Below are 12,881 nucleotides of genomic sequence, written 5' to 3'. Positions count from 1 at the left end.
CAGGAAAGGGTGCTCTTCATAAAGAGCACCCTTTTGCCGTTATTTGTTTTCAGGTTTGCTGTCGTAACCCGCAGTAAAAATGGATACTAAAAAAGTGAGAATGACCCCAAGTAAAATGATCGTTTTCATCATGTCTCCTCCTCTTTGCTTTTCCATTTGATGTCCGAGTCTGGATGAAACTGTATTTCTTTCATTATGAACGGTGCACCGGACCCTTGTCAATGACGGCCTTATAACGTCTTTATTTTTAAGAAACGAAAAGCATGTATTATCACGTCACCGCATAGATTGTAACAAAGTACCTTATTTCTAGTGCATTAACCATGATAGAGGAGGTTCTTATGGATATATTAAAGAAAATTGAAAAGTACAGAGAGGAAGAGCAGCGTCTCAAATGGGAAGGGACGTTCGCTGATTATTTGGAGATCATAAAAGAAAATCCATTGGTCGCGCAGTCTGCTCATTCTCGCGTTTTTAATATGATAAAAGACAGCGGAATCGAGGAGGATGACGGGAAAAAGACATACAGCTTTTTCTCGCGGGAGCTGTTCGGCCTTGAGGAATCTCTGGAACGGCTCGTGGAGGAATACTTTCACCCGGCTGCCAAGCGGCTCGATGTAAGAAAACGGATTTTACTATTGATGGGACCCGTCAGCGGCGGAAAGTCAACTCTTGTCACCATGCTGAAAAAAGGGCTTGAAGCCTACTCATTGACAGATAACGGCGCTGTTTACGCCATTAAAGGCTGCCCGATGCATGAAGATCCTCTCCATCTCATTCCCCATCATCTGCGCGACGACTTCTACAGAGAATACGGCATCAGAATTGAGGGCAGCCTTTCTCCGCTTAATGTCATGCGGCTTGAAGAAGAATACGGCGGCAGAATTGAGGATGTTAAAGTTGAACGTATATTCTTCTCGGAGGATAAACGTACCGGAATCGGAACCTTCAGCCCGTCTGATCCGAAATCACAGGATATCGCCGATTTGACGGGGAGCATTGATTTTTCGACGATTGCCGAATACGGTTCGGAATCAGATCCGCGCGCTTATCGGTTTGACGGTGAATTAAATAAAGCGAACCGCGGAATGATGGAATTTCAGGAAATGCTGAAATGCGATGAAAAATTTCTGTGGCACCTTCTGTCACTCACGCAGGAAGGGAATTTCAAAGCCGGACGGTTTGCGCTCATCTCAGCCGACGAATTGGTTGTTGCGCATACGAACGAAACGGAGTACCGCTCGTTTATTGCCAATAAGAAAAACGAAGCCCTTCACTCCAGGATCATCGTGATGCCTGTTCCTTATAATTTAAAGGTGTCAGAGGAAGAACGGATTTATGAAAAAATGATTTCTGAAAGTGATGTTTCTGACGTACACATCGCCCCCCATACATTAAAAGTGGCTGCGATGTTTTCTATTTTGACCCGGCTGAAGGAACCGAACCGCTCTGATATTGATCTCGTCAAAAAAATGAGGCTCTATGACGGAGAAAGCGTTGAAGGTTACAATTCCGTTGATCTGGAGGATATGAAGAAGGAATTCCATGATGAAGGAATGAGCGGAATCGACCCGCGCTATGTCATCAACCGCATTTCCTCAACGATTATCAGAAAAAATATGGAATCCATCAATTCGCTTGACGTGCTGCGTTCCTTAAAAGAAGGACTCGACCAGCATCCGTCCATCTCCGCCGAGGACAAAGAGCGGTATATGAATTTTATTTCCGCCGCCAGGAAAGAGTACGATGACATCGCCAAAAAGGAAGTGCAGAAGGCGTTCGTCTATTCATATGAAGAATCCGCGAAAACTCTCATGGACAATTATTTAGATAATGTGGAAGCGTACTGCAATAAAAATAAGCTTCGCGATCCGCTGACGGGTGAAGAAATGAATCCTGACGAAAAACTGATGAGATCCATTGAAGAGCAGATCGGCATTTCAGAAAACGCGAAAAAAGCGTTCCGCGAAGAAATCTTAATCCGCATATCCGCCTATGCAAGAAAAGGAAAACGCTTTGACTATAATTCGCACGAAAGACTCCGCGAAGCGATTCAGAAAAAGCTGTTCGCAGACTTAAAAGATGTAGTGAAAATTACGACCTCCACCAAAACGCCGGATGAACAGCAGCTTAAAAAGGTCAATGAGGTAGTGGCAAGGTTAATAGATGAACACGGCTATAATTCGACTAGCGCTAATGAACTGCTGAAGTATGTCGGAAGCTTGTTAAACCGCTGATATTTGATTTCATTGAGAGGCCCGTCTGTAAAAGGACGGGTTCTTTTGTCTGTTTTTCGCAATTGTTTGTCAATTGGAGAGTCCGGCCGGCATAAGATAAAAATAAATCTTTTCGCCGGACTTGTTTCATAAACAGGACCAAGCCGGAATACACATGTAAAACGACCATAACGGTTAAGGAGGGGAATTCATGTCCCGTAATGACAGCGGAAATTTTTTGATTTCAGAGGAAGACTGGTCCCTCCATCGCAAAGGCTTTGACGACCAGCAGCGCCACCAAAAGAAAGTGCAGGAAGCGATAAAAAACAACCTTCCGGACCTTGTCACTGAGGAAAGCATTATTATGTCCAACGGAAAAGATGTTGTGAAGATCCCGATTCGTTCGCTTGATGAATATAAAATCCGTTATAACTATGATAAAAATAAACATGTCGGCCAAGGCGACGGCGACAGCGAAGTCGGCGATGTCGTCGCAAGAGACGGCGCAGATAAAAAGCAGGGCGCCGGAAAAGGCCAGGGAGCAGGCGATCAGGCAGGCGAGGATTATTATGAAGCGGAAGTTTCATTGATGGATCTGGAAGAAGCGCTGTTTCAGGAATTAGAACTGCCGAATCTGCAGCAAAAGGAAAGGGACAATATCGTCCATACCGATATCGAGTTCAATGATATCCGGAAAACCGGGCTGACAGGGAATATCGATAAGAAAAGGACGATGCTGTCGGCCTATAAACGAAACGCCATGACAGGCAAGCCGTCGTTTTACCCTATTTATCCGGAAGATCTGAAATACAAAACATGGAATGATGTGACGAAGCCGGAATCGAAAGCTGTCGTTTTAGCCATGATGGATACAAGCGGTTCGATGGGCGTATGGGAAAAGTATATGGCGAGGAGTTTCTTTTTTTGGATGACACGATTTTTACGGACAAAGTATGAAACGGTTGATATCGAATTTATCGCCCACCATACGGAAGCGAAGGTTGTGTCGGAAGAAGATTTTTTCTCGAAAGGCGAGAGCGGAGGCACCATCTGTTCCTCCGTTTACCGGAAGTCTCTTGAATTAATTGATGAAAAATATGACCCCGCCCGCTACAACATCTATCCGTTTCATTTTTCAGACGGGGATAACCTGACTTCGGATAACGCCCGGTGCGTAAAGCTCGTCAATGACATCATGAAAAAATCGAATCTGTTCTGTTACGGTGAGGTCAATCAATATAACAGGCATTCCACTCTCATGTCCGCCTATAAAAATGTCAAAGATGATAAATTTAAATACTACATCCTGAAACAGAAATCGGACGTATTTCAAGCGCTGAAAAGCTTTTTTAAAAATGAGGAAGCCGGTATAAGCAAAGCATCGTATTAAATATAAAGCCGAGTGAAGAATCGTGCGGCCGCGGTTCTTCACCCGGCTTTTTTAAATTAAAAATAAAGAGAAAAAACGGCATAAAAAAAATCCTTAAAAAATGAAACTTTTCTCTTTACAAACCTTCTTTCATTTATTAATATTTTATCTTGTGAACTATTATTAAGGGAATGAGGTGAAAATACGGTGATTGAATCAGAGCTCGCTTTGCTCAGTTTTGAACAACTGTTTGATACTTCCAGATCGATTTACAAAAAGCAGAAAATGATTCTGGAGACAGTGCTTGAACCTTTTGATATTACAGTGCTGCAGTATCTGCTGATGTTCAAAATACATAAGAGCAAAAGTACGCAGCTTTCAAGGCTGGCTTTGTCGCTTGATCTGAAACCGGCGTCTGTCACGAGAATGACCGATATTCTGTATAAGCGCCGCCTAATGGTTCGGAGCGACTATCACGACGACCGGCGTGTTGTTATGATTCAGTTAACCGAAGAGGGGGAAGAACTTCTAAAGAAAGCTGCTGTTCAATATGCCGAAAAAGCGGCGGTCTTATACCGGCAGCTCAATACCGCTGAACTGCAGTACCTGCGCAAGCTTGCGGAAAGTTTAACGAAGCTTGCAAACGGCTGTGCAGTGAAAAACGGAAAATAAAAAAATCCCCACATATTTTTATCATCATTCCACAAAATGATAGAGGAAGAAACGAAAGGAGAAAACAAAATGAACAGAGGACGTTTAATTCTGACCAACATTATCGGTTTGATTGTTGTTCTTGCAATTATAGGCGGAGGTGCTTACTACTATTATCAAAGCACACACTATGTAAAAACCGATGAAGCGAAAGTTGCCGGCGACATGGCTGCTATCACAGCTCCTGCTGCGGGTAAAGTAACTGACTGGAACCTTGATGAGGGGAAAGAAGTAAGCAAAAACGACGTGGTTGCAAAAATTAAAGGACAGCAAAATGCTGACGTAAAAGCCATCATGGATGGAACAATCGTGAAAAACGAAGTGAAAAACGGCCAAATGGTGCAAGCCGGTACGACAATTGCCCAGGAAATTGACATGAAACACCTTTACATCACTGCAAACATTAAAGAAACAGACATTAGAGACATTGAAGTAGGAAACAAAGTAGACGTAATTGTTGACGGCGATCCTAATACAACATTTGACGGAACAGTAGAAGAAATCGGTTATGCGACAAATTCAACATTTGATATGCTGCCTTCTTCAAACTCAAGCGGCAACTACACTAAAGTAACGCAAAAAGTTCCTGTTAAAATTTCACTCAGCAACCCATCTGACAAGGTGCTTCCTGGTATGAACGCATCTGTAAAAATCTCTGAATAATACAGATCAGTCATCAAACCATGAAGGGAGGTTGTCTTAGGTGGCTAAATCAGATAATCAAGTAAAAAGTCCTAAAACATTGCTTATTGTGCTTATGGCCGGGTTATTCCTGGCGATCTTGAACCAAACGCTTCTTAACGTGGCGATGCCGCACTTAATGACCGAGTTCGGTGTGAGTGCGACGACGATTCAGTGGCTTACGACCGGATACATGCTGGTCAACGGTGTTTTGATTCCGTTATCTGCGTTCTTAATCACCCGGTTCGGACAGAGAAGCCTCTTTCTCGTAGCCATGTTCTGTTTTACAGCGGGAACGTTAGTCTGCGGAATCGCGCCTAACTTCTCAACCATGCTGATCGGCCGGTTAATTCAGGCGGTCGGCGGCGGTATCCTGCAGCCGCTGGTCATGACAACCATTCTGCTTATCTTCCCGCCTGAAAGCAGGGGGAAAGGAATGGGGATTTTCGGTCTTGCGATGATGTTTGCTCCGGCGGTCGGACCGACTCTATCCGGCTGGATCATCGAGCATTACACATGGCGCATTATGTTCTACGGCCTTGTTCCGATCGGGGCAATCGTTATTATCATAGCGTTTTTCCTCTTTAAGAACTTGGTGGAACCGCAAAAAATCAAACTCGACAGCTTGGGTGCGATTCTATCTATTGTCGGATTCGCCTCATTGCTTTACGGAGTCAGTGAAGCGGGCAGCGACGGCTGGGGAGATCCGATCGTGCTGTCTACCGTCATTGTCGGTGTCATCGCGATTGCCGCGTTTGTCATTCAGCAATTGCGCTCTGAAAAACCGATGCTTGACTTCCGGGTATTTAAATATGATATTTTCTCACTTTCCAGTGTCATTAATATCATTATTACCGTTGCGCTTTACACAGGAATGTTCCTGCTTCCGATTTACCTGCAGAACTTAGTCGGCTTTACGGCGCTGCAATCGGGCCTCTTGCTATTGCCGGGCGCGATTGTCATGCTGATCATGTCGCCGATTTCCGGTATTCTGTTTGACAAAATCGGTCCGAGACCGCTTGCGATTATCGGGCTGGTCATCACGGTCGCAACGACATTCCAGTACACAAAATTGACAATTGACACACCTTACACGCACATCATGCTTGTCTATGCCATCCGCGCATTCGGTATGTCACTGTTAATGATGCCTGTTATGACAGCCGGAATGAACCAGCTTCCGGCACGGTTGAACAGCCACGGCACGGCGATGAGCAACACGCTCCGCCAGATCAGCGGATCAATCGGAACAAGTTTGATCACAACGATTTATACGAACCGTACGACAATGCATTATTCGCAGATTGCGGATAAAACAAGCACGGCTGATCCAAGCTTCATGCAGTCGTTCCAAAGCGCGGTTTCGAATTTAATGGTCAACATGAACATGTCGCTTGATGCGGCGAAACAAACCGTTTATTCATATCTCTACAAAACAGCTTCACTTAATTCCAACGTTATGGGGATTAATGACGCGTTTATGTGGGCGACGATCTTTGCGGTTATCGGCGTAGTCCTGAGCCTGTTCTTGCGTGACGTACGGAAAGACAAACAGCGGGCGAAGAAAAAAGAGGAGCTGTCATTGCTCCCGGCCCCTAAAGAAGTGAAGGAATCTTAATCATCTGAATGGGAGGTTTCCTGAATGAAAATTTACGTAGTGTACGATAGTGAAGGCGAACACACAAAACATCTTGCTGAAGCCATTGCCGAAGGCGCACGAGAAAACGCTGAGGCTGAAGTCCTGATCGACCATGTCGATCAAGCAGACATCCGCAAGCTGAAAGACATGGATGCCATTATCTGGGGATGCCCGGGTCACTTTGGCACCATCAGTTCAGGCTTAAAAGCGTGGATCGACAGGCTCGGCTATCTGTGGGCTGAAGGCGAGCTGATTGATAAAGTCGGCGCTGTATTCTGTACGACGGCGACAACACACGGCGGATTAGAAATGACCATGCACAATCTGATCACTCCTATGTTTCACCAAGGCATGATTGTTGTCGGTCTTCCCGGCAACGTTCCTGAAAACGCGCTGTACGGCTCTTACTACGGCGCGGGCGTCACATGCCCGGTTGACAGCGATGTGCTGATGACGGAAGAAGGCCTTCAATTAGGCCGTGCGCTTGGCAGACGTGTCAGCCAGGTCACTGGTAATCTAACTGCCGGACGACAGTAAGGAGAGGGTTATATGGCCATTATTATAGCGGTTATTGCTGCTGTCATTGTGATTGCACTTCTTATCACATTCAATGTCCGCAGCACTTCTGCAGGACAGGATGTCAAAGAAGAAAAGAGAGAAGCGATCGGCACTACAGCCGAACAGCCGGAAAAGCATGATCCGGCCGAGGAGCGCTCAGCCGAGCATGCTCCCGTCGTTGTAAAATCTGAATCTCCCCGTGAGAAAAAGAATACAATGGGCGATGATGTGTACCGTCAGGCGCTTCAGAAGTTTAAGACTTCTGAGACGGATCAGGAACCAAACGATCCTGATAGCGGCGGCAAAATGCAGGATAGCAGCTATCGTGATGCGCTGCTCTCCTTAAAAAACAAAAAGAAGTAATTGAAAAGGCAAATCCGCGTAAGAGCGGATTTGTCTTTTTTTTATTGAAGATATTGTAATACGTGATGATCTAGTGTACTATGTTACTCATACACTTGATCCGAATGGAGAGAGAAAGAATGACATCGTTTTTAGGTTTGCTGAAAAAAGATGCGAAAGTTTCATGGATTTGGCTCGCGGTGTGGCTTTGCGGCATGATTTGCTGGGCGTTTGCAGCCCACGTCATCGCTGCCCGTCAGAAAGAACCGCTCGTCATTTTCGGCTTTTTTACGGCAATGGGGTTTTTTCAATTTCTTGTAGCGCCGCTTTTTATGTATTATCACCTTCATAAAGAAGGAAAAAACCAGCTGTGGCTTTACAATCCGAATGGGGGATTTTATCTGCTGGCTTCCAAGCTGACGGCCTCACTGCTGTATCAGTTGATCGGGCAGCTGGCGCTGACCGGTTACGGCATTTGGATGTACCGGATGCTTTCTGCAAAAGGAGTGCTGGAACACACCATTCCCCTGGCCGGCACATTAACCGGGCTGAATGCTTACCTGCTGATCAGTTCAGCGTACTTATCTGTGATCGTGGCCGTATTTTGGACTGTTTTTCACTCATTAAAACATTTTCCCGTCCTCCGTTGGGGGATCTGCATCGTGTTTGCGTTTGTCTGGACCTATATTGACGATAAAATCATTACGCCTTTCACTTCATCTCAACATGATTTATGGCCGGTAAAAGTGTATGCGAATTTTCATTTTCATTATACGAAATTGTCCGGATGGACGATGGAGCTGAAAGCCGTCCACATTTCGCTTTTCAGCTTTCTGGCAGTGATCGTGCTTGCAGCGCTCTGTCTCGCGCTGGCCTCTATGCTGCTGAATCGAAAGGTTGAGGTGTAATGATGGAGAATGAATTTCAGTCATCCAAGCCCATTTATCTGCAGATTGCCGATCGTATATATTACCGGCTGATCCGAAGTGAGCTTTCACCGGGGGACAAACTGCCGTCCGTAAGGGAGATGGCCGTACAGATGAAAGTGAATCCGAACACGATACAAAGAACGTACAGTGAAATGGAAAGGCTGGGGATCGTGGAGACGAGAAGAGGACAGGGAACCTTTATAGCGGAAAGATCCGATCTGAAAGCAGAGCTGAAAGACAGGCTGACAAAAGACGTTTTCAAACGCTTTATTCAGGAAATGGCGGAGCTGGGGTTATCTCCTGAGGAAATGCTCGAGGGGATCAAACAATATGCGGAGGAAGCAAACGATGAATCTTGATTTTGAACGCGTAACAAAAAAATACGGCCGCAGGATCGCGGTCAGCGATGTATCATTTTCATTGTCTCCGGGTAAAATCTACGGAATTTTAGGGCCGAACGGAAGCGGTAAATCAACAACGCTTAAAATGCTTGCAGGGCTTGCTTTTCCGACATCGGGCGCCGTCCGGATGGGAGAGTGCAAAGTAAGCAGGAACATGCTGTTTCGTACGGCTTATTTAACCGAACATGATATGTTTTCCGTCCGGACGACCGTCGGTGATATGCTCACGTTTTATCATTCGCAATTCCCGGATTTTCAGCTGGAAAAAGCACATAACCTATTAGCGGAAATGAATCTTTCAGCGAAGCAGAAGTTAAAAGAGCTGTCCAAAGGCAGCCGGGGCAGGCTGAAAATCGTTTTGGCCCTGTCGAGAAAAGCATCGGTCATTCTGCTGGATGAGCCGTTTTCGGGTCTTGATCCGGCGGTCAGGGAGTCGATTGTCAACAGTCTCGTATCTTATATTGATTTTGACAGCCAGATCGTCGTCATCGCCACGCATGAGATCGGCGAGATTGAGACGCTGTTAGACGAAGTGATGGTTTTCATAAAAGGGAAAATCGCTGAACGGCGCGAGGTCGAAGAAATTCGGGAACAGGAAGGAATGTCCGTGCTGCAATGGTATAGAAACGTCATGCAGGCGCACGAAATAGAAGGGGGATTCTAATTGGAAACCGTATTAGAACTGCAACAGGTAAAGAAAACGATAAAAGGACGAACGATTATTCATGATCTGAGCTTCTCCGTCCGGGCGGGCGAAGTGTTTGGATTTTTAGGGCCGAACGGAGCGGGGAAAACCACTACGATCAGAATGATGGTCGGATTAATGAAACTGTCTCAGGGAGACATCGTAATCTGCGGGGAATCCATTACGAAAAACTATGCAAAAGCGGTCAGGCACGTCGGAGCCATCGTGGAAAACCCGGAGCTGTACAAATTCCTGAGCGGCTATAAAAATTTACAGCAGTACGCAAGGATGGTAAAAGGCGTTACGAAAGAAAAAATAGATGAGGTCATCGAGCTCGTCGGGTTGCAGGACAGAATACATGACAAAGTAAAGACCTACTCTCTCGGAATGAGACAGCGTCTCGGCCTCGCCCAAAGCCTGCTGCATAATCCCAAGGTGCTGATTCTGGATGAGCCGACAAACGGCCTCGATCCTGCCGGCATCAGAGAAATCAGGGACCATCTGAAAAAGCTGACACGTGAAAAAGGAATGGCTGTCATCGTCTCAAGCCATCTTCTGTCAGAAATGGAGCTAATGTGCGATCGAATCGGCATTCTGCAAAAAGGAGAGCTTGTCGATATTCAAAAAGTAAGGGATGAAGGAAAAGAGGATAAAGATACATACTTCTTCCATATTGAACAAAGAGAAGAGGCTCTTGCCGTTTTGAGTCAGTTTGACTGTGTGAAGAAGACAAACGGCATTGAGATCCAGCTGTCCAAACAGGAAGTGCCTGATGTGATATCACTGCTCGTCCGTGAAAACATCCGCTTATATGAAGTGAAAATCATGACAAAATCTTTGGAAGACCGTTTCTTGGAGATTACCGGCGGGACGAAAGAGGAGGTTCAATATGTTTAAGCTGATCTATAATGAATGGATTAAAATTTTCAGCCGCGTCGGGACGTGGGCTATGATTGTGATTTTAGGCGTTTCGATGATCGGTTTTGCGCTTCTGTCAAACCATTTCACCTCGAACGAAGCCAATCCGAATTGGAAACAGGAGCTCCAGGCTGAAAACAAAGAAATGAAACAGCAGATGAAGGAAACTGGAAATCAGACGCTCATTGATAATCTGAAACAGAATGTCGCGATAAATCAATACCGTATGGATCATAACATCCCCGAGGATACAGGGTACACAGTGTGGTCATACGTATCTGATTCTTCGATGATGACTGTTTTGACCGGGCTGTTTACGATTATCATTGCCGCAGGCATCGTGGCGAATGAGTTCAACTGGGGGACGATCAAGCTGCTGGCCATCCGTCCGCTCAGCCGTTTTCAGATTTTGCTTTCTAAATATATGACAGTGCTGCTGTTCGGACTGCTGATGCTTGTGATTTTATTTGCCGGCTCCGCTCTGTTGGGATTGGTCTTTTTCGGTACAGGCGGAGATACTGCGGCTGATGTTCATCTCGTATACAAAGACGGCCATGTTTTTGAGCAAAATATCATCGCTTTCCTCGCTAAAACATATGTCTATGAATCTGTCTCCGCTTTTATGCTTGCGACGATGGCGTTTATGCTGTCTGCGGTATTCCGGAACAGCTCATTAGCGGTCGGATTTTCTATTTTTCTATTGGTTATGGGGAACACGGCGACGGTATTTCTTGCTGCGAAATTTGAATGGACCAAATATATTTTATTTGCGAACACGGATTTGTCGCAATATATGAACGGGACTCCTTTAGTAGAGGGGATGACGATGACATTTTCGGTTGTGATGCTTGTGATTTACTTCGTTATTTTTCTGGCGCTTGCATTCGGCGTCTTCTTAAAACGGGATATTGCCACCTGATATAAAAAAGCTGTTTTGCCTTTGCAAAACAGCTTTTCGTTTTAGATGAAAAAAACCTGCCGGCGTACACCGGCAGGTTTTTTTAAACAATTTATGCTTTTGTTACGTTAGCAGCTTGTGGTCCGCGGTTTCCTTCAACGATTTCGAAAGAAACAGATTGGCCTTCTTCTAAAGTTTTGAAGCCTTCGCCTTGAATAGCAGAGAAGTGAACGAATACATCGTCTTGACCTTCTACTTCGATGAATCCGAATCCTTTTTCAGAGTTGAACCATTTTACTTTACCTTCTAACATGAAATTTCCTCCTAAAGCGACAAACGCTTAAATTCACTATTCTTGCTCTAAAACAAACTTCCAAGACGAAAACTCTTACAAAACTTTCTTCTTAAAGATAGTTCGAACAAAAATAATTACCTTTACTCTACCAGTAATCCGAAGAAAAAACAACTGCTAAATGTAACTTTTTTCGAAATAACATGTTTTAAGAGGAAAACGCTCTGATACGGAAATCTGATTTGAGACCAGAACAGCCCATTTGCAGCTGATAAAAACCGCTTTGCAGCCTCTTAAGGAAGCAATTGACAACCCTTTTTTTAATCGGTATTGTATGTAATCATGAGCCCGAATACCATGGTGCAGCTTCTGTACATAAAAATAGATAGGGAGTAGGTCAACTTGAATCTGCGGCTTATAAACAGTCTGTTTCTTTTCATTTTGATCATGTCACTTACTTCATGCGATTATCCTGACGGGAACCGGACCATTACTATCGGAATCAATGAATCTGATCAATCGATCTGGGAGTTTGTCGCGAAAAAAGCCGGTGAGGAAGGATTGCAGCTTTCTTTGGTAACGTTTTCGGATTATGCTGAGGCCGATTTGGCACTTGCCGGCGGGGATCTCGACGCCAATGCGTTTCAATCCGTTACTAATTTTAAATCTTTGCCGCCTCACGTGAAAAAGAAGCTGGCTCCTTTAGGAACGACATATGCGGCATCGCTGGGGGTGTATTCCAAGCAACATAAACGGCTGAAGGATATACCGGACGGAGCGGTCATTGCCGTGCCTGATGAAGCGGCGGCCTTCGGCAGGGCGCTTTTTCTCATGCAGGAGGCCGGACTGATTACATTGAAAAAGGGATTCACCGGTACGGGTTCAACGGATATGATCAAGGACAACCCGAAGCATCTGACCTTAAAAACGGAAACAAAAAAGAACGCCTATCAGGCGGCGGAACATGCTGACGCTGCAGTTCTCAGTCAAAGCGAGGCGAAAAAAGCAGGATTTCATGCGGAGAAGGACGCGCTGATCCGATCGGCGCAAATGAAGGAAGCGTATATTCATCTGATCGCCGTCAGAGCTGAGGATAAAGATGATGAACGGATGCAAAAACTCCTGTCTTTGTATCAATCAGATGATACCGCGGCGTTGATTGAAAAAGAATATGAGGGCAGCCTGATTCCCGTTTTCCTGAGGGGCGGCTTTCTCACTGAAAAGAAAGAATGATTTCCTCTT

Annotated in this window: 14 protein-coding genes; 13 read left to right on the top strand and 1 reads right to left on the bottom strand. The window is 45.3% G+C overall.

The genetic code is table 11. The features are described from left to right. Positions 1 to 341 precede the first annotated feature (341 nt). From prkA to AC2CGA_RS06360, 12 genes are all read left to right on the top strand, one after another. On the top strand, positions 342 to 2,237 hold the full coding sequence (gene prkA, locus AC2CGA_RS06415; protein ID WP_003155391.1) for a serine/threonine protein kinase PrkA: 1,896 nt from the start codon (positions 342 to 344) through the stop codon (positions 2,235 to 2,237). Between the two features lie 190 nt (positions 2,238 to 2,427). Then, positions 2,428 to 3,606: a sporulation protein YhbH gene (yhbH, locus tag AC2CGA_RS06410; protein WP_014417268.1), complete on the top strand. Its 1,179-nt coding sequence runs from the start codon at positions 2,428 to 2,430 to the stop codon at positions 3,604 to 3,606. Positions 3,607 to 3,792: 186 nt separating this feature from the next. Beyond that, the gene (locus tag AC2CGA_RS06405) at positions 3,793 to 4,257 is read left to right on the top strand and encodes a MarR family transcriptional regulator (RefSeq protein WP_003155389.1); all 465 of its coding nucleotides are present in this window, start codon (positions 3,793 to 3,795) and stop codon (positions 4,255 to 4,257) included. Between the two features lie 36 nt (positions 4,258 to 4,293). Then, positions 4,294 to 4,959: an HlyD family secretion protein gene (locus AC2CGA_RS06400; RefSeq protein WP_007610259.1), complete on the top strand. Its 666-nt coding sequence runs from the start codon at positions 4,294 to 4,296 to the stop codon at positions 4,957 to 4,959. A gap of 40 nt (positions 4,960 to 4,999) precedes the next feature. Then, a complete protein-coding gene (locus AC2CGA_RS06395; RefSeq protein WP_003155387.1) occupies positions 5,000 to 6,595 on the top strand; it encodes an MFS transporter in 1,596 nt (531 codons plus the stop codon). Positions 6,596 to 6,619: 24 nt separating this feature from the next. After that, complete coding sequence (locus AC2CGA_RS06390; RefSeq protein WP_003155386.1) at positions 6,620 to 7,153, top strand: NAD(P)H-dependent oxidoreductase; 534 nt, start codon at positions 6,620 to 6,622, stop codon at positions 7,151 to 7,153. Between the two features lie 12 nt (positions 7,154 to 7,165). Further along, positions 7,166 to 7,537 (top strand): hypothetical protein, encoded by a 372-nt coding sequence (locus AC2CGA_RS06385; protein WP_003155385.1) that lies wholly within the window; start codon positions 7,166 to 7,168, stop codon positions 7,535 to 7,537. A gap of 119 nt (positions 7,538 to 7,656) precedes the next feature. Beyond that, complete coding sequence (locus tag AC2CGA_RS06380; protein WP_014304683.1) at positions 7,657 to 8,424, top strand: hypothetical protein; 768 nt, start codon at positions 7,657 to 7,659, stop codon at positions 8,422 to 8,424. Positions 8,425 to 8,426: 2 nt separating this feature from the next. After that, entirely contained in the window at positions 8,427 to 8,804 is a 378-nt protein-coding gene (locus AC2CGA_RS06375) for a GntR family transcriptional regulator (protein ID WP_014304684.1), read from the top strand. Next, positions 8,794 to 9,510, top strand: a complete 717-nt coding sequence (locus AC2CGA_RS06370) for an ATP-binding cassette domain-containing protein (protein ID WP_043866946.1) — start codon at positions 8,794 to 8,796, stop codon at positions 9,508 to 9,510. The genes AC2CGA_RS06375 and AC2CGA_RS06370 overlap by 11 nt, the downstream gene beginning before the upstream one ends. After that, positions 9,511 to 10,428, top strand: a complete 918-nt coding sequence (locus tag AC2CGA_RS06365; protein WP_003155379.1) for an ABC transporter ATP-binding protein — start codon at positions 9,511 to 9,513, stop codon at positions 10,426 to 10,428. It begins immediately after the preceding gene. Next, complete coding sequence (locus AC2CGA_RS06360; RefSeq protein ID WP_015388503.1) at positions 10,421 to 11,368, top strand: ABC transporter permease; 948 nt, start codon at positions 10,421 to 10,423, stop codon at positions 11,366 to 11,368. The genes AC2CGA_RS06365 and AC2CGA_RS06360 overlap by 8 nt, the downstream gene beginning before the upstream one ends. Positions 11,369 to 11,459: 91 nt before the next feature. Here the strand turns inward: AC2CGA_RS06360 and cspB are convergent, their stop codons facing one another. Further along, positions 11,460 to 11,660: a cold shock-like protein CspB gene (gene cspB / locus AC2CGA_RS06355; RefSeq protein WP_003155376.1), complete on the bottom strand. Its 201-nt coding sequence runs from the start codon at positions 11,658 to 11,660 to the stop codon at positions 11,460 to 11,462. Between the two features lie 381 nt (positions 11,661 to 12,041). On the opposite strand from cspB, the gene AC2CGA_RS06350 reads away from it, so the two are divergent. Then, a complete protein-coding gene (locus tag AC2CGA_RS06350; RefSeq protein WP_003155368.1) occupies positions 12,042 to 12,872 on the top strand; it encodes a MetQ/NlpA family ABC transporter substrate-binding protein in 831 nt (276 codons plus the stop codon). Positions 12,873 to 12,881: the final 9 nt, after the last annotated feature.

This window comes from Bacillus sp. SYZHCR11 (assembly GCF_057196865.1).
Note: the sequence above shows the minus strand (reverse complement) of the source record. Positions and strands in the feature narration are given on the sequence as shown.